Below are 16,772 nucleotides of genomic sequence, written 5' to 3' on the forward strand. Positions count from 1 at the left end.
GTATCACCAAAGTCTATTTAGAGATGCGTATAGAAAATGATTTAAAGTTAGGGTTTAAAGATGTTATGATTCGTCCAAAACGATCCACCTTAAAAAGTCGATCGGAAGTCACTTTAGAACGCAATTTTAGGTTCTTGAATAGCAAAACTTCTTGGCAAGGCGTCCCTATTATGGCCGCTAATATGGATACTGTTGGCACCTTTGAAATGGCCCTTGCCCTTGCGGAACATAAGCTCTTTACGGCGATACACAAACACTATACTTTAGAGCAATGGCGTGTGTTTTTAAACCAAGCACCAAGCGGCATTGAAAACCATATAGCGATTAGTACCGGCACCAGTATAGAGGATTCTAATAAGCTCGAAGCCGTTCTTAAAGCCCACCCTATTTTAAAATTCATCTGTATTGATGTCGCCAATGGCTATTCGGAGTATTTTGCTGAATTTGTACAGGCAACACGCGAGGCCTACCCTGATAAGGTTATTATCGCAGGGAATGTGGTCACTGGTGAAATGGTTGAGCAATTGCTTTTATCAGGCGCAGATATTGTCAAAGTCGGTATTGGGCCTGGTAGTGTTTGTACCACACGTGTCAAAACTGGTGTTGGCTATCCACAATTATCGGCCATCATAGAATGTGCGGATGCCGCGCATGGCCTCGGTGGACAGATTATTAGTGATGGCGGTTGTGCTACGCCAGGCGATATTGCCAAGGCTTTTGGAGCTGGGGCTGATTTCGTGATGCTCGGCGGTATGTTGGCAGGTCATACCGAAAGTGGTGGTGATTTAATTACCAAAAATGGTGAGCGCTACAAACAGTTTTACGGTATGAGCTCCACAACGGCGATGGAAAAGCATGTCGGTGGTGTTGCTGATTATAGGGCCAGTGAAGGCAAAACGGTCGAAGTACCCTATCGCGGTGCTGTTAAAGAAACACTCCAGGATATTTTAGGAGGACTGCGAAGTACCTGTACCTATGTTGGTGCGCGACGACTAAAAGAGCTGACCAAACGCACGACGTTTATACGTGTGGCTGAACAGGAAAATCAGGTGTATAGTTCTTAGACAGAAAAAAGCATTCGAATCCTACTTCATGCTGCTTTTATACTTTCTTGTCATTAGTATGTCCATATACTATGAATTATATATTCTTTGGATAGACGACCATCGATCTTCGTAACCGAGTTTCCATTGAAACGTTGCTAATTCTTCCTCAGTGGATAAACAAGCATTAAGATCGGATATAATTTTTTCTTTATCCATGTTCTGTCCTATAAATACAATTTCATTTTTTCTATCGCCAAAGGTTTTGTCCCATCGTTCTTCAATGATGTCTTGGTTTTCCATATACATGGGATATTGTATGCGCTTTTTAATTGGCATACTGCTCCACCATACTCCGGCACTATGTGCTTTTAAAGATCCCCCAGCCTGACCCCATATCATGGCTTGATCTGGGCGAGACGCCAACCAGAATAGTCCTTTACTTCTAATAACGGTATTTGGAAATTGTTCCGCAAAGCTTAGAAAGCGTTCTGGGTCTAAAGGCTTTCGTGACTTAAACACAAAAGAGGATATACCGTATTCCTCAGTTTCGGGAGTATGCTCATCCTTTTGAAGTTCCTCAAGCCAACCAGCACTTTGTTGCGCTTCATCAAAGTCAAAAAGTCCAGTGTTAAGAATGGCTTCTGGGGCGACCTGGCTGTAAGTCGATTCGATAATTCGCGCAGAAGGATTTAATGTGCGAATAGCGCCTTTTAAGGTTTTGAGACGTTCGGCAGTGACTAAATCCGCTTTGTTTAAAATAATGACATTGGCAAACTCCACTTGATCGGTTAACAGATCCGCGATAGTACGATAGTCTCCATCCATATCCGTAAGTTGTCTGTCCATTAAGCGCTCTGGACTTCCAAAATCATTAAAGAAATTGAAAGCGTCTACAACAGTTACCATTGTATCAATATAACTAAAGCGAGAGAGGTCAATACCGTTGTCTTCATCCACAAAAGTAAAGGTCTGAGCCACAGGCACGGGCTCGCTTATGCCTGTACTTTCAATCAGCAAATAATCGAAGCGATTTTCTTTTGCCAAACGCTCCACTTCGACCATTAAATCTTCACGCAGGGTACAGCAAATACAACCATTGCTCATTTCTACCAATTTCTCTTCTGTGCGCGATAAGGTATTTTCGTTTTTCACTAATTCGGCATCAACATTGACTTCGCTCATATCATTGACGATAACGGCAACTTTTAAGCCTTCTTTATTGTGTAACACATGGTTAAGTAAGGTGGTCTTTCCTGCTCCAAGAAAACCACTTAGAACCGTGACGGGAAGTTTTTTTTCTGTAATCATAGCTATGGTTTAGCGAATTATAATTTTTGTTATTGCATGTTTTTAATGAATTTAAGGCGCTGATGTTCTAGATCAATTTCTCTGTAAAAACAGGCCTTGCGATGTTTACCTTGGGCATCATAGGTATGGCATACACCTTCACCTAGGAGTGTCACCTGATATACGAGGGCATCTTGGTCACAGTCGATTAAAATTTTATCGACCTTAAGCATATCCTCGGAGGTTTCGCCTTTTGTCCATAGGGCATTGCGTGAGGTACTCCAAAAAGTGGCCATCTTTGTTTTTAAGGTTTTTGACAAGGCCTCTTTATTGACGGAAGCAAGCATGAGAAGTTGACCTGTAGCAGTTTCTTGAACTGCTACCGGGAGAATTCCTTGACGTTTGGCAAACTGAGGATTTAGTTCTAATCCTTCTTCTAATTCAATTAGTGCTTCTGATATCATTATCGTAAGTCTTTAATGTCATATATTTTGCAGTGATGACCTATAGTTTTTCCGATCATCTCATATTTATGCATGTGTTTTAAAAATTTAAAGCTTAAATCATATCGATTCGGAGCAGTAATCGTTTTTCACTTCGTTCTTCAATGGTTGGACTACGATGTACGGCTCCATTCTTCATTTTTTTTGAATATTTAGCGCCCTTTAGAACGACTACGGAACCTGTTTTGGCTTGTTTTATGCGGTTCTGATCAATGACAATGCATGCATTGCTACCATAAGCTTCCAATGCTTCTCGATCAATATTATCTTCTGTAAGCCATAAGGTACCGGGACCACTATAGGTGCAAAGCATCCGTAACACATTAAAGTCCATATGGAATTTTCTGCACATATTGGTGTCTATGGTGGCCAAAAACAATCGAAAACGTTTGGCCTTCGTTATGGCTTTGAAGTGCTGTAAGAGGTTTTGAATGTCTTGCATCATCAGTATGTTTTCATCACCTTTAATTTGAATCGTCAATTCCTTCAAAATGACATCTAATGTCCCGCGCGAGTCGAATGTAATATCGCATTTCACTAGGCTGCTGATCTCTTTTTTTAAGGGATAAATATCTCTGTTGTAAACCGTTATATTCACATGCTTTTGGTGAATATCTTCCAGTATTTTAGGCCTTGTCCCTTCTACCCAATTTTGAGCTGTTTCAGAACTGAAATCTTGGAATCGTTTCTTGGTGCCAATAAGGCTTTGTAATGAAATCATCGCTACTTGGTTTTGCGTCATCCTTATAAAATGGACCCATGGCACATTGTTAAGGCTAGTCTATTGCAAATCTAAGTATTTATTTCTTATTGCAACTTAGTTGCAATAATTTTATAAGATGATAATTATATAGATGGGCAAAAGCAGTTATGCATTACTAAAGCCAATAAAACCTATTGCTATTACTTTGTAGTGTGAATTTTAATCAAAATAGTCTTACAGATGGTGTCTTTATTTTGCATTATCGTTCGTGACGCCGGAAATCCATCGGCATCAAATTTAGTTTTGGTCTCGTAAAAATCTTGACCATCATTATAAAACTGCTTTAAGCTTGTTTCATAAAGTGTGCTATCATGCCATGCATATGCTTTTAGCATGACTTCATAATCAAATTCGTCGTTTGGAGCGTTTTTGGCTTCGCTATGTCTTTTGATCAATTGTCCCTCTGAATTATAGAAATACCTGACTTCTTGAGAATAATCTTCATCTATATTGTGGGTTGACGATTTAGCTATAATCCGTTCGTTTTCTAAGGTGTAAATATGGGTATAGGAATCATTATAAGTCCCCGTTTCAGTTACGGTAATGGTATTGGCACCTCTTTTGTAACTGAAACTGTAATTTGTCTCATAATCCGTAAAAACGGAACTATTTTTTAATATGCCTAAGGAATCGTACTGATAGTCATTATCGCAGCACATAAAGCTCTTATGTCTCAGGTTTATGGTATTGTTACCTCGGGGCACATAACGATTTACTGTATCGTTCACATTAGCACTTGAATATCTTCCGTAGGTGACGATTTCAAACACTGAATCTATTTCCATTTCAATCATTAAAAACGGAATATTATCGACATTATTTATTTTTAAAGCTTGTAGTGACGTTGGTTGTTCTTCAGCACAAGAGAACAAACCCAAAACGATTAATAAGACTAAGCCATGTTTCATTATCATTAAAACAAAAAATCCTAAGACTTATTGCTTAGGATTATTATTCATTACTAATTAAACATTTACTCAATCATCCGGATGCATAAAACGTTGTTTGCCTAACAACTCCTCTTCGGTTTCTACAATATCCTCATCCGGCACACAGCAATCTACAGGACAGACTGCTGCACATTGCGGCTCCTCATGGAAGCCCATGCATTCCGTACATTTATCTGGTGCTATGTAATACACCTCATCACTAATAGGTTCTTGGGTTTCATCGGCATCGACTTCCTTGCCGTTTGGTAAGACCACTTTTCCTTTTAGGCTTGTCCCATCTGAATACCTCCAATCATCAGCACCTTCGTAAATGGCTGTATTTGGGCATTCTGGCTCACAAGCACCACAATTAATACATTCGTCTGTAATTATGATAGCCATCGTAATTTTTCTTTTTTATTGCGTAATTTTGCACTTGCAAAAATAAAGCCTAAAGCGCTTTTTACCAAATACATGATGGATTTACAACAAAGAATTAACGCTTTCGCAAAATTGGGCGCTTTTTTGAGTCAATTTTCTAATAATGGCATTCAAAAAAAGGATGCTATCGAAGCCAATGACCTATTCTTTGACGGATTTAAACATCAAATAAAGCTCGCCAAGGAACACAATGGCTGGTTTACCGAAACTAATGTCTTATTTAGTATAGCATCTTGGGCCCATGCACTAACTAAGGTCAATTTAGAGCAGTGGGTAGCGCCATATCAATTTAGTATCATAGCACCTAGAACCATTGGCATTATCATGGCAGGTAATATTCCGTTGGTAGGCTTCCACGATTTTCTGTCCGTGCTTATATCTGGACATAAGGTATTGGTGAAGCAATCTTCTAACGACAAGCACCTGCTCCCCTTTTTGGCCAAGTATTTGGAAGTTGTAGAACCTGACTTTAAAGGCAAGATCACCTTTACAGCAGACAAGCTAGCGCATTTTGATGCGGTCATCGCCACTGGAAGTGATAATACCGCGCGTTATTTTGAGTACTACTTTAAAAATCATCCATCAATCATAAGAAAGAACCGAAATTCAGTTGCGATTCTTACGGGTAATGAGACTAAAACACAGCTTGAAGCGCTTTCTGATGACATTTTTAGATACTATGGCTTAGGCTGCAGAAACGTCTCTAAGCTCTTTGTACCGAAAGCATATAACTTTGATGCGTTCTTTAATGCCATTTACCAATGGCATCCCGTGATCCACGATTCCAAATACGCTAATAACTACGACTATAATAAAGCCGTCTATTTAATGAGTGAATTTGATATGTTGGAAAATGGCTTTTTAATGCTCAAGGAAGATCAGAGTTACGCCTCACCTATTGCTACCATATTCTATGAGCATTATGACACTATCACAGATTTAGAGAAAAAACTAACTGAAGACAAGGACCATATACAATGTGTTGTGGCTAACGGATTTTCGGAGGTCGAAATCCCCTTCGGCGAAACGCAAAATCCACAACTTTGGGATTATGCAGATAATGTTGATACTGTTGAATTCCTGTTAAAAATTTGATTCAAAAATTATCAATTTATTAATGTTTTATACCCAATTAATTAGCACCTTTGTAGCTGTTTAAAAAATGACGTTCAGGGTTAATACGACGACTCTGAAATAAATTCAGATAAAATGAAAAAACATAATTTTAGTGCTGGACCATGCGTACTACCAAAATCGGTCATGGAGAAAGCTGCCGAAGCCGTAGTGAACTATGATGACGGTTTGTCTCTTATCGAGATTTCACACCGTAGTAAACCTTTTGTAGATATTATGGAAAATGCAAGATCTTTGGCCTTAGAGCTATTAGGTCTCGAAGGTAAAGGCTATAAAGCTTTGTTCCTACAAGGTGGTGCAAGTACACAGTTCTTAATGGTAGCACTCAATCTCTTGGAAAAAAGAGCAGGCTATTTAAATACTGGGACGTGGAGCGATAAGGCGATAAAAGAAGCTAAAATTTACGATGATATTTATGAGGTCGCCTCTTCTAAGAGTGCTAACTTCAATTATATCCCAAAGGGTTATGAAATCCCTGACGATTACGACTATTTCCACTGCACCTCTAACAATACCATCTTTGGAACGCAGATGAAGAGTTTCCCCAACTCCCCGATTCCTATGGTATGCGATATGAGTAGTGATATCTTTTCGCGTCAGTTGGATTTTTCGCAATTCGATCTTATTTATGCCGGAGCTCAAAAGAACATGGGCCCTGCAGGTACGACACTTGTGGTTGTTAAAGAGGATATTTTAGGAAAAGTATCACGTAAGATTCCATCCATGATGGATTATAAAGTACATATCGGCAAAGGTAGTATGTTTAATACACCTCCTGTATTTGCGGTTTATGTCTCTATGTTGACCATGCAATGGCTAAAAGACAAAGGTGGTATCAAAGCGATTGAGGAAGAAAATGAAAAGAAAGCACGTTTAATCTATTCGGAGGTTGACTTAAACCCACTTTTTAAAGGCTATGCCGTCAAAGAGGATCGCTCATATATGAATGCGACCTTCACCTTAGAAAACGAAAACCTTAAAGAAACCTTTGATGCTATGTGGAAAGAAGCAGGTATCAATGGTTTAAATGGACATAGAAGTGTTGGTGGCTATAGAGCCTCCATGTACAATGCCTTGTCCTTAGACAGTGTGAAGGTACTTGTCGAAGTGATGAGTGACTTAGAGAGTAAAGCATAATCATAAAATTGGTGACTGAGGCTCTCGAAGTCACCTAAAAAATTAATTAATTGTGGCTTCGAGAGCCTCAGCCACCATACCGATAAAAAATGAAAGTATTAGCAAACGACGGCGTGTCTCAAAGCGGTATTGACGCTTTAGAAGCTGCAGGATATGAAGTAATCACTACCAATGTAGCACAAGAACAACTTCAAAATTATATCAACGATAAGGACGTTACGGTACTTCTCGTAAGAAGTGCTACCAAAGTTAGAAAAGATATTATCGACAATTGTCCAGGCCTTAAAGTCATTGGTCGTGGTGGTGTCGGTATGGATAATATCGATGTGGACTACGCTAGAGAAAAAGGATTGCATGTCATTAATACTCCTGCCGCGTCATCCCATTCTGTTGCAGAATTGGTATTTGGTCATTTTTATGGCCTAGCACGTTTTTTACATAAGTCTAATCGCGATATGCCTCTAGAAGGGGATGCCAACTTTAAAGGCCTAAAGAAAGCCTTCGCCAAAGGTACCGAATTAAAAGGCAAAACATTAGGCGTTATAGGCTTTGGTCGTATTGGACAAGCAACTGCTAAAATAGGTATTGGTGCCGGTATGAAGGTTGTGGCCTACGATCCATTTATGGAAAAAGCCCATCTTGAATTGGAATTCTTTGATGGTCAGAAAGTGAACTTCGACATTGAAACCATTTCTAAAGAAGACGTTTTAAAACAAGCTGATTTCTTAACCTTGCACGTGCCTGCTCAAAAAGACTATGTCATCGATGAAAAAGAGTTTAGTCAAATGAAGGATGGTGTTATTTTGGCTAATGCTGCTCGAGGTGGCGTTGTTAATGAAGTCGCATTAGTTAAAGCCATTGAAAGTGGTAAGGTAGCCAGAGCTGCACTTGATGTATTTGAAAAAGAACCTCAGCCAGAAGTACAGTTATTAATGAATTCAGAATTGTCATTAACGCCTCATACCGGTGCAGCTACTAACGAGGCTCAGGACAGAATTGGTCTTGAACTTGCGGATCAAATCATCAGTATTCTGGGATAAATTAGTGTCCAAATGTGACCAAATTTAAAATAATGAGTCCTACATATGTTAGGACTTTTTTTGTACCTTATTAGACTAAATTTTATTAACCATAACACATATAAAAAACAATGGACGGAATCTTAGATTTATTGAATAGCGACTTAGGAAAAACAATTATTAGTGGTGTTTCCGGATCTACAGGAACAGATCAGAGCAAAACTAGTAACGTATTAACAATGGCATTACCTGTACTAATGAAAGCTATGGAGCGCAATGCTTCTACACCAGAAGGTGCGCAAGGCCTTATGGGCGCCTTAAGTAGTAAGCACGATGGTAGTATTTTAGATAACCTTAGTGGTTTATTCGGTGGTGGTGTTGATGAGGCCGTTACGACTGATGGCGATAAGATTCTTGGACATGTATTGGGTAACAGACGTCAAGGCGTTGAGCAAGTTATTGGTCAAAAGTCTGGTTTAGACAGCGGATCTGTTGCTAACATTCTTAAAATTGCAGCACCTATACTTATGGGTATGTTAGGTAAACAATCGCGCCAAAATAATGTCAGTTCTCAAAATGATCTCACAGGCTTATTGGGCGGTTTACTCGGTGGTGCAAGTCAGAGTGGTCCAGTGACGAGAGAACAAACCTTTTTAGAGCAAGTACTAGACTCGGATGGCGATGGTAGTGTTATTGATGATGTGGCAGGTATGGTGTTAGGCGGTAGCAAGAAAAAAGGCGGTCTCGGTGGCCTTCTTGGAGGCTTATTTGGAAAATAGATGCATTTAATATCAAAGGCAAAGCAGCTCTGAGAGCTGCTTTTTTTATTCCATTTAACGCTCTAAAATGACATCCTTACGCATTGATAGGTCATCATTACATAATTATAGACCTTGGATACTTTTTTTTGTGTTGCTTTGTGGCTAGAATGAAATTAAGACCATAAAATTTTTAATATCTTTAGTCATTATGAATAAAATTATTCCCATAGTCCTAGTGCTTGGTTTGTTGATAGCAAGTTGTAAATCCTATAATACGGATCAAATCATTGATCATGGTGAGAAAAATGCTTTGGTAGAAAATGACACGGTTTTTATTAACAGTGACGAAAGCGATTATGAAATCATTATCATCGAACCTGGTTTTAATCAATGGTTAATTGGCACGGCAAGACCTAGGGGATTTTATTCCCAAAGCTGGTTAGAAAACCGGAATGCACTCTTGGTTCAAGCCTGGAATATTAGAAACCTACAACCACAGAACTACGATCCAAACCTCTATCTATTGCCAATAGATTATGACACGCGTACCGATTATGGCTATGAGATCAACTACAAATTATACAATTATTTCATATACTTTCAATTAAAATATAAACAGCGATTGACCTCTTTTGTTCCTAGAATTTAGCGTAACTTTGCAGCTCTAAGAAATGAGATGAAAAAGTTTAAAGAAGCTTGGGAAATACAACATAATTGGCAGCTATTATTTCCGCTGTTAGGCCTTGTAGGCCTGGGCTACTCGGCATACAAATTATCCCATGTATTATTCCAAAAATTTGGCACAGTGATAAGCCTCATTTTAGCAGTGGTTTTTTTCTTCAGTTTGTTGTGGGTGACCCTTAAACTGTTTAAGTGGCTCGAAAAACGTTGGATTCTGCAATATCGGTGGGAAATGATTCGTGTATTCATCGTATTTGCCATCACAGGTTCTGCTTCTATGTATATAGGACGACCCATCATGTCCTGGATTGGCATTACTAAAGACAACTTGCATCCACTGATCTATTGGGTCTTATTTGTTATTATCGGTCTTATTTTTTATCAAATTCTTTTAGTGACTTTTGGTTGGTTATTTGGTCAGCACAAATTTTTCTGGGAATTTGAAAAGAAAATGTTAAGAAGATTTAGTCTAATTAAAGGTAAAAATTAAGATTTCGTTAACATCTTTAGTTTAGGAATATATATAGGTTTGCTCAAGATTGCATGAAGAAGGTTTATTTAAAGATTATCACTCTGTTTTTTTTAACAGTATTACTAACCAGTAATATTCTAAATCTTCATGTCCTTTTTAATCACGATGAGCATTACTCCGTTAATTTTTGTGAGCATCACGAAAATGAAGATGAAGAAGACACCTCATGCGACTTATGCCTCTTAGTTCTAAACCTAAATAGTTTAGACTACAACAATAGCCTAGAGTTTTCATACGAAAGCCATATACAAATCACTAACAATTTCGGAAAAGACCTCTTGGTCCATAAAAAACTCTATTACGGCCGACTCTTTTCTGAGCACAATAGAAATAAAGCACCTCCTCACTTTATTTAATACCTCAAAACATTAGTAAATAGATCAGTCATCAAGATATTATAAATAAGTAAATGAAGAATATCTTTCTCATCTTATTTATACTAATAACTAGTTTTGGCTACACTCAAACATGTAATAGCGTCTTACGTGGAACAATCTCAGATTTCCATGACAACAGTACATTAGAAAACGCCACCATAAAACTTGTTGGTACAAATAAGATTGCCATATCAGATAAACAGGGAAAATTTAAGTTCGAAAATTTATGTGATAAAACCTATCAAATAGAAGTGTCTCACGTCGCTTGTGAAACAAAAACGGTAACGGTCGACGTCCGTGGAGATGCTTATCACGTAATTAAACTAGAACATCACTTAGAAGAACTTGATGAGGTCAATGTGATAGGAAAAGAAAAAAAGGAAACAGCAACTGCTCAAGAGACCGTATTGAAAAGGGATGTTATAGAGCAATATGGCAATCTTTCGTTGGGCGATGCACTTAAAGAAGTACCAGGAGTATCGTCGATAAATACAGGAAACGCCATAGTAAAACCGGTAATTAATGGATTACATAGTAGTCGAATTATGATAATGAATAATGGTGTAAGACTGCAAGATCAAGAATGGGGTATTGAGCATGCCCCAAATATTGACATCAACAGTGCTAATCAAATTTCTGTCATTAAGGGCTCAGGCACTTTGGCTTATGGAGGAGATGCTATAGGTGGCGTTATTATAGTAAACCCTGCAAGGCCTATCTTAAATGATACGCTACACGGAAAAACGGCAATAACCGGCCAAACTAATGGTACTGGTATCACAGTCAATACCAGCTTAAATAAAGGTTTTCAAAATGGATGGTTTGCTAATGTTCAGGGATCTATAAGACGAATCGGCGATTTAGAAGCTCCCGATTACTATTTGACCAATACAGGTGTGAAGTCTGATGCTTTTACCGTAAATACTGGTAAAAGAACTTTTGAATCTGGTTTTGAGCTTTTTTACAGTTATATCGATAGTGAAATTGGTATTTTAAGATCCGCTCATATTGGTAATATCAAAGACTTGGCGAACGCCATCAATGCACCGGAACCTCTTTTTACCAACGACTTGGGTTACGATATCATTGAACCTAAACAAGAAGTAACGCATCACCTCTTTAAGGCTTCATATTATAAACGCTTTAAAAATTTCGGAAAAGTTGATGTACAATATGACTACCAAAACAATCAGCGTTTTGAATTTGATATACGCAGAGGAGGTCGAAGTGGCATACCTGCCATAGATCTTAAACTGCAAACACATACCATATCGGCCAATGCCAAAATGGATAAGAATTTAGAACGAAAATACAATTTTGGCCTTTTAGGTCGGTATCAAAATAATTTTGCAAACCCTGATACTGGCGTAAGACGTTTAATACCGGATTATGACAAATACGACTTTGGTATTTATGTCAACACGGAGTGGATCATTAACGATGATTTAATTGCCGATGCTGGTTTGCGCTATGACTTTAGTAGAATAGATGCTTTAAAATTCTATAGAACCTCAGCTTGGATGGATCGTGGATATGATGAAAATTTTCAAGATCTCATCATTGGTTCCGTGGTGAGCGGTGACGTTGTTGATGGTATTGCCCCTAATGCCTCGCAATATTTGACTAACCCCATATTTGATTATCATAACATCTCTGCTGCTGCGGGTATGAAATATGAATTCAACGCAAATCAATGGATGGCTTTAGGTTATAATTTGGCCAGTCGTGCACCAAACGCTTCTGAATTGTTTAGTGATGGTTTACACCATTCGGCCGCGAGAATAGAAATTGGGGATCTTCGTATTGATAGCGAACGTTCACATCGTATTTCGGCAACTTATGGTTATACCGCATCAAGATTTAATGTTCAAGCAGAGTCCTACTATAATCACATCAACAATTTTATCTACTTAATTCCAGGGCCAGATGGTATCATCCCATTAATTAGGGGACCATTTCCTGTTTGGGAATATATACAAACCGACGCCACACTTTTTGGTATAGATCTTAGTGCAGATTATCAAATAACACAACAGTGGCGAGCCAATCACAAATCATCATTTATTAAAGGGTACGATGTAAGAGCTGATTTACCGTTAATAGATATTCCACCATTTATGACTTCAAACGGTATTACCTATAGCAATTCTAAATGGTGTAATTTTAGTGCTAATCTACAGTCGGAATGGGCTTTTGAACAAAATGAATTTCCAGACGAGTTTAATTACACAGTCCCTATAGCGGACGAAGACGATATCTTTGTAGACCTTGGTCCACCTCCGGCATATCATTTAATGCATTTTCAAAGTGAAATCACTCTACCTATATTCAAACAATCCAGTTTGAATATACGGTTGAGCGTCGACAATATTTTTAATACCAACTACAGAAATTACTTAAACCGTCTACGTTTCTTTGCAGACGACATGGGAAGAAACATAAGGCTACAATTACAATTAAATTACTAAGCAATTAATACTTTAAATTTTAAATACGAAAACGATGAAAACTAATTTTTTAAATCTTAACACAATGAAAACAACTAAATTTTTCTTAAGTGCCTTTTTAGGCTTAGCACTTTTAGCATCATGTTCAGATGATGACGATGGTACACCACCAGTTGAAGAAGAAGAAGCAATTACCACTTTGATTCTTACCTTCACAGATGCAGACGATCCAACAGATACTGTTGTATTAACTTGGGTTGACGCGAATCTTGATGAAGTTATTGATGCTGGAGAACAAATGGTGGTAGGCGAATTTGATACTGATGACGTTTATAACGCTTCTATCGAATTATTCAATTTAGATGAAGATTTTCTGGATGAAGATATCTTAGCCAACCAAGCTAGTATCGATGCGCACTTTTTTGTTTATGCTACCAACCTAGATTTTACAATGGCAAGAGCTGCTGATGATAATGTAAGATCGGATGGTAATAGACTTGGTGTAAACACGGTATGGACTTCTGGCTCAACAGCAGGAACAGGAACTATTACTATTCAACTTTTCCACGAGTCTCCAGGTGTTGATGATGATGGCGGTTTCGGATCTGCAACAGGGACTGATACGGATATTGATATCACATTTAACGTTGAAATCAACTAAGTCATAAATAAACCCAAATAAAAAAAGCACTCATTAAGAGTGCTTTTTTTATGCCTTGCTTATTGCCTTTTCCGAACTTAAAACATAAGTATATAGCCACATTAGGGTAAATGTGGGTATGACATCCAAAAATGGTAAAGCTTCTTCAATAAAGGCGATAACCGCTGCTATTTTTCCTTCTCTTCCCTTATACAATTTCGTCATCAAATACGCCGATAGTGGCGCCCAAATAAAATCAAAGGGCGGAAAAATTAATGACACATAGCCCAAGCCATCTAAAAGTAGTCCTAAGGCCAGTTTTTTATAGATATTCATGTAAAATTTAAGTGTTTATTTGTGAATTAAATAGCAATAAGTATTCCAAAATGTATTGTCTGTCAGTTCGTTCTAAGAATTCATTAACATCCATTAGACCTTTTTAACGTTTAATTAAGAGCAGTGCTTCTTATGAGAATGTAGATTTGCACAGCTAAAGTGCAACAATCATTTTATTATTTTATCCTTATTACAAAAGTTTAAGTTTTCATCAACCATCCACTATGAACCTGCGTTCTTTATTCTTCTTACTTAGCTTTTGTTATACCTTTATTTCTCCTGCTCAAAACGATTCTATTCCGCTTTCTACCAAAAAAATTCTCAATATTGAGCGCACGGATCAAAAACCAAAAATAGACGGTATCCTCGATGAAGCGATTTGGCAAAATGCCGATGTCGCAACTGATTTTATTCAATTTCGACCAGAAATTGGCAATGCACTTCCAGAGGACAAGCACACCGAAGTCAAAATGACCTATGACGATAAGGCCATTTATGTAGCGGCCTATCTCTACGATGATCCTGAATTAATCATGAAGCAATTGGTCAACCGAGATAATTTTGGGCAGACTGATTTCTTTGCCGTGGTCATCAATCCAAATAATGATGCCCAAAACGATACCCAATTTTTCGTATTCAGTTCTGGTCAACAAGCGGATGCTATTGCCAATCCAAGTATCGGAGAGGATTTTAGTTGGAATGCTGTTTGGCAGAGTGCTGTAAAGATCAATGATGATGGCTGGAGTTTAGAAATAGAGATTCCCTATAGAACCTTGCGCTTTGCCGAAGAAGAAAATCCCATTTGGGGCTTACAGTTTCATAGACAATTTAGACGGGATAGAGCTCAGTATACCTGGAATCCTATCGATCCTACCAAAGGCAATATCGGTTTATACCACGGTGAACTCCACGGGCTCAGTGGACTCCAACCTCCTACCCGACTCATTTTCTATCCCTTTAGTACTGGAATTCTCGATAGTTTTGATGGTGAAACAGAAACCACGTTACGATTAGGGATGGATGTTAAATATGGGATTACGGATAATTTTACACTCGATGCTACCTTGATCCCCGATTTTAGCCAAGCTGGTTTTGATAATCTGGTACTCAATCTAGGTCCTTTTGAGCAAACCTTTGCCGAGCAGCGGCAGTTCTTTACAGAAGGGGTGGATTTATTTTCTAAAGGTGGCTTGTTCTTTTCTAGACGTGTGGGTAGTGCTCCAACGGGCGAATTAGATCTTGCCGATAATGAGGAAGCAGACGTCCCTAATGAAGTTAAGGTGTTAAATGCTGTAAAGGTGTCCGGTAGAACAAAAGATGGTTGGGGACTTGGTCTTTTTAATGCCATTACCGAAACTACGGAAGCGACGATTACAAATACAGAAACTGGTGAAACCCGAACAGAAGTGGTTGAGCCCTTCGCTAATTACAATATTTTAGTCGTCGACAAGCAGTTTGGTGGCAACTCAGCCATAAGCCTTATCAATACCAATGTCATGCGTGAAGGGGAATTTAGAGATGGTAATGTGACCGCTCTGGTTGCCAATCTGGTGAATAAAAAGAACACCTATCGTTTTGACACGGCTATTAGAATGAGTAATGTCAACTATCAAAACGATCCCTCTGAAACTGGGTTTAATACATTTATGTTTGTTGGTAAAGTCGCTGGAAATTTTAGATATAGTTTCGACCATCGTTTTGCGGACACCAAGTATGAAATCAATGATTTGGGTCTCAATTTCAGAAATAACCGGAATGATTTTGGGATGGATTTCTCATACCAGACTTTTGAACCTTCTGGGAAATTAAATAGTTATCGTTTTAACTTTTTTACAAATTACAGAAGACTTGTAGACCCCAATACATTCTCGCGTTTCAATTTTGGTGGTGGTTATCGCGCCTTTACCAGAAAACTGGACGCTTATGGTTTTCGTTTAAATATAGAACCTGGTAAGCAATACGACTTTTTCGAATCTCGGGATGGACGACCTTTTATTTTTGAAAACTTTGTAAGCACTGGTGGTTGGATCTCTACAAACTATAACCGCGTTTTTGCCATTGACGCCAGAGCTAACATTGCTACGCTATTTGAAGATGGGCGTGATTTGTTTACTTACAATTTTAATATAGAACCTCGAGTCAGAGTCTCTGATAAACTCTTATTGGTCTATGGGCTCTTTTTTAATTTCAGGAATGGTGATCGTGGCTATGCCACAGAGATTGATGATCAGCCTATTCTAGGAGAACGCAACCGACAAATCGTTACCAATACACTTTCTGGCAACTACACCTTTAACCCTTTTCATAGTTTGGGTCTTACCTTCAGGCATTATTGGGATACCGTCAATTACGACAACGAATTGTTTACACTACTGGATAATGGACGTCTAACTACTGCTGAAGGCTATACAGTTGATGGTATTGAAGATAGTCCAAATATTAACTTTAGTACCTGGAATATCGATTTAAGCTATTCTTGGCAGTTTGCACCTGGTAGTTTTTTAACGGCATTGTATAGAAACCAGATTTTTAGCAGTGATGAGAATGCTGAGGATGGCTTCTCCGAGAGTTTGGATTTGCTATTCCGCCAACCGATGCAGAATATTTTTTCGTTGCGCATTCAATACTTTATAGATTTTAATGACGTCAAGTCGATGTTTAAAAAGAAAACCAAAAATCAAGAGGGACAAGCCAGTAGGGAGCATATGACAGGGGCGTTTCATACTTTGCCATAGGTTT

The 16,772-nt window shown here is 38.4% G+C and carries 17 protein-coding genes; 11 read left to right on the forward strand and 6 right to left on the reverse strand.

The genetic code is table 11. From position 1 onward, the window contains the following. The first annotated feature begins 23 nt into the window (after positions 1 to 23). Positions 24 to 1,064: a GMP reductase gene (locus ACO052_RS15435; RefSeq protein ID WP_422108070.1), complete on the forward strand. Its 1,041-nt coding sequence runs from the start codon at positions 24 to 26 to the stop codon at positions 1,062 to 1,064. 69 nt (positions 1,065 to 1,133) lie between these two features. On the opposite strand, the gene ACO052_RS15440 is transcribed toward ACO052_RS15435, so the two are convergent. The 5 genes from ACO052_RS15440 to ACO052_RS15460 all read right to left on the reverse strand — a co-directional run bounded on the left by ACO052_RS15440 (position 1,134) and on the right by ACO052_RS15460 (position 4,930). Beyond that, positions 1,134 to 2,354 carry a GTP-binding protein gene (locus ACO052_RS15440; RefSeq protein WP_422104687.1) on the reverse strand — a complete coding sequence of 407 codons (1,221 nt, stop codon included), beginning with the start codon at positions 2,352 to 2,354 and terminating at the stop codon, positions 1,134 to 1,136. 29 nt (positions 2,355 to 2,383) lie between these two features. After that, positions 2,384 to 2,797: a phosphoribosyl-AMP cyclohydrolase gene (locus ACO052_RS15445; protein ID WP_422104688.1), complete on the reverse strand. Its 414-nt coding sequence runs from the start codon at positions 2,795 to 2,797 to the stop codon at positions 2,384 to 2,386. A gap of 94 nt (positions 2,798 to 2,891) precedes the next feature. Continuing rightward, the gene (locus ACO052_RS15450) at positions 2,892 to 3,557 is read right to left on the reverse strand and encodes a DUF1826 domain-containing protein (protein ID WP_422104689.1); all 666 of its coding nucleotides are present in this window, start codon (positions 3,555 to 3,557) and stop codon (positions 2,892 to 2,894) included. Positions 3,558 to 3,739: 182 nt separating this feature from the next. Then, positions 3,740 to 4,507 carry a hypothetical protein gene (locus ACO052_RS15455; protein WP_422104690.1) on the reverse strand — a complete coding sequence of 256 codons (768 nt, stop codon included), beginning with the start codon at positions 4,505 to 4,507 and terminating at the stop codon, positions 3,740 to 3,742. Positions 4,508 to 4,576: 69 nt separating this feature from the next. Next, positions 4,577 to 4,930: a 4Fe-4S dicluster domain-containing protein gene (locus tag ACO052_RS15460; RefSeq protein ID WP_422104691.1), complete on the reverse strand. Its 354-nt coding sequence runs from the start codon at positions 4,928 to 4,930 to the stop codon at positions 4,577 to 4,579. Positions 4,931 to 5,005: 75 nt separating this feature from the next. Between ACO052_RS15460 and ACO052_RS15465 the strand changes: the two genes are divergently transcribed. The 9 genes from ACO052_RS15465 (at position 5,006) to ACO052_RS15505 (ending at position 13,718) form a co-directional block, all read left to right on the forward strand. After that, a complete protein-coding gene (locus ACO052_RS15465; protein ID WP_422108071.1) occupies positions 5,006 to 6,064 on the forward strand; it encodes an acyl-CoA reductase in 1,059 nt (352 codons plus the stop codon). A gap of 114 nt (positions 6,065 to 6,178) precedes the next feature. Beyond that, the gene (gene serC, locus ACO052_RS15470) at positions 6,179 to 7,240 is read left to right on the forward strand and encodes a 3-phosphoserine/phosphohydroxythreonine transaminase (RefSeq protein WP_422104692.1); all 1,062 of its coding nucleotides are present in this window, start codon (positions 6,179 to 6,181) and stop codon (positions 7,238 to 7,240) included. Positions 7,241 to 7,329: 89 nt separating this feature from the next. Continuing rightward, complete coding sequence (locus tag ACO052_RS15475) at positions 7,330 to 8,280, forward strand: D-2-hydroxyacid dehydrogenase (protein WP_422104693.1); 951 nt, start codon at positions 7,330 to 7,332, stop codon at positions 8,278 to 8,280. Between the two features lie 110 nt (positions 8,281 to 8,390). Continuing rightward, positions 8,391 to 9,038, forward strand: coding sequence for a DUF937 domain-containing protein (locus ACO052_RS15480; RefSeq protein ID WP_422104695.1), 648 nt, complete (start codon positions 8,391 to 8,393; stop codon positions 9,036 to 9,038). Between the two features lie 190 nt (positions 9,039 to 9,228). Beyond that, on the forward strand, positions 9,229 to 9,669 hold the full coding sequence (locus ACO052_RS15485; protein ID WP_422104696.1) for a DUF6146 family protein: 441 nt from the start codon (positions 9,229 to 9,231) through the stop codon (positions 9,667 to 9,669). Between the two features lie 27 nt (positions 9,670 to 9,696). Next, entirely contained in the window at positions 9,697 to 10,191 is a 495-nt protein-coding gene (locus ACO052_RS15490) for a DUF6787 family protein (protein WP_422104697.1), read from the forward strand. Between the two features lie 53 nt (positions 10,192 to 10,244). Next, positions 10,245 to 10,589 carry a hypothetical protein gene (locus tag ACO052_RS15495; RefSeq protein ID WP_422104698.1) on the forward strand — a complete coding sequence of 115 codons (345 nt, stop codon included), beginning with the start codon at positions 10,245 to 10,247 and terminating at the stop codon, positions 10,587 to 10,589. A 53-nt stretch (positions 10,590 to 10,642) separates the two neighbouring features. Next, positions 10,643 to 13,078, forward strand: coding sequence for a TonB-dependent receptor (locus ACO052_RS15500; RefSeq protein WP_422104699.1), 2,436 nt, complete (start codon positions 10,643 to 10,645; stop codon positions 13,076 to 13,078). A 64-nt stretch (positions 13,079 to 13,142) separates the two neighbouring features. Continuing rightward, entirely contained in the window at positions 13,143 to 13,718 is a 576-nt protein-coding gene (locus ACO052_RS15505) for a hypothetical protein (protein ID WP_422104700.1), read from the forward strand. A 48-nt stretch (positions 13,719 to 13,766) separates the two neighbouring features. On the opposite strand, the gene ACO052_RS15510 is transcribed toward ACO052_RS15505, so the two are convergent. Then, entirely contained in the window at positions 13,767 to 14,033 is a 267-nt protein-coding gene (locus tag ACO052_RS15510) for a hypothetical protein (RefSeq protein WP_422104701.1), read from the reverse strand. A 224-nt stretch (positions 14,034 to 14,257) separates the two neighbouring features. On the opposite strand from ACO052_RS15510, the gene ACO052_RS15515 reads away from it, so the two are divergent. Continuing rightward, complete coding sequence (locus ACO052_RS15515; protein ID WP_422104702.1) at positions 14,258 to 16,768, forward strand: DUF5916 domain-containing protein; 2,511 nt, start codon at positions 14,258 to 14,260, stop codon at positions 16,766 to 16,768. Positions 16,769 to 16,772 lie beyond the last annotated feature (4 nt).

The organism is Winogradskyella sp. (assembly GCF_965228925.1).
Taxonomy (GTDB): Bacteria; Bacteroidota; Bacteroidia; order Flavobacteriales; family Flavobacteriaceae; genus Winogradskyella.

Coding starts and splice junctions, on each gene's coding strand:
- ACO052_RS15495 (WP_422104698.1), top strand. CDS start 10,245: ATGAAGAAGGTTTATTTAAAGATTATCACTCTGTTTTTTTTAACAGTA.
- ACO052_RS15485 (WP_422104696.1), top strand. CDS start 9,229: ATGAATAAAATTATTCCCATAGTCCTAGTGCTTGGTTTGTTGATAGCA.
- ACO052_RS15490 (WP_422104697.1), top strand. CDS start 9,697: ATGAAAAAGTTTAAAGAAGCTTGGGAAATACAACATAATTGGCAGCTA.
- ACO052_RS15455 (WP_422104690.1), bottom strand. CDS start 4,507: ATGAAACATGGCTTAGTCTTATTAATCGTTTTGGGTTTGTTCTCTTGT.
- ACO052_RS15465 (WP_422108071.1), top strand. CDS start 5,006: ATGGATTTACAACAAAGAATTAACGCTTTCGCAAAATTGGGCGCTTTT.
- ACO052_RS15435 (WP_422108070.1), top strand. CDS start 24: ATGCGTATAGAAAATGATTTAAAGTTAGGGTTTAAAGATGTTATGATT.
- serC (WP_422104692.1), top strand. CDS start 6,179: ATGAAAAAACATAATTTTAGTGCTGGACCATGCGTACTACCAAAATCG.
- ACO052_RS15505 (WP_422104700.1), top strand. CDS start 13,143: ATGAAAACAACTAAATTTTTCTTAAGTGCCTTTTTAGGCTTAGCACTT.
- ACO052_RS15510 (WP_422104701.1), bottom strand. CDS start 14,033: ATGAATATCTATAAAAAACTGGCCTTAGGACTACTTTTAGATGGCTTG.
- ACO052_RS15480 (WP_422104695.1), top strand. CDS start 8,391: ATGGACGGAATCTTAGATTTATTGAATAGCGACTTAGGAAAAACAATT.
- ACO052_RS15475 (WP_422104693.1), top strand. CDS start 7,330: ATGAAAGTATTAGCAAACGACGGCGTGTCTCAAAGCGGTATTGACGCT.
- ACO052_RS15460 (WP_422104691.1), bottom strand. CDS start 4,930: ATGGCTATCATAATTACAGACGAATGTATTAATTGTGGTGCTTGTGAG.
- ACO052_RS15445 (WP_422104688.1), bottom strand. CDS start 2,797: ATGATATCAGAAGCACTAATTGAATTAGAAGAAGGATTAGAACTAAAT.
- ACO052_RS15440 (WP_422104687.1), bottom strand. CDS start 2,354: ATGATTACAGAAAAAAAACTTCCCGTCACGGTTCTAAGTGGTTTTCTT.
- ACO052_RS15515 (WP_422104702.1), top strand. CDS start 14,258: ATGAACCTGCGTTCTTTATTCTTCTTACTTAGCTTTTGTTATACCTTT.
- ACO052_RS15500 (WP_422104699.1), top strand. CDS start 10,643: ATGAAGAATATCTTTCTCATCTTATTTATACTAATAACTAGTTTTGGC.
- ACO052_RS15450 (WP_422104689.1), bottom strand. CDS start 3,557: ATGATTTCATTACAAAGCCTTATTGGCACCAAGAAACGATTCCAAGAT.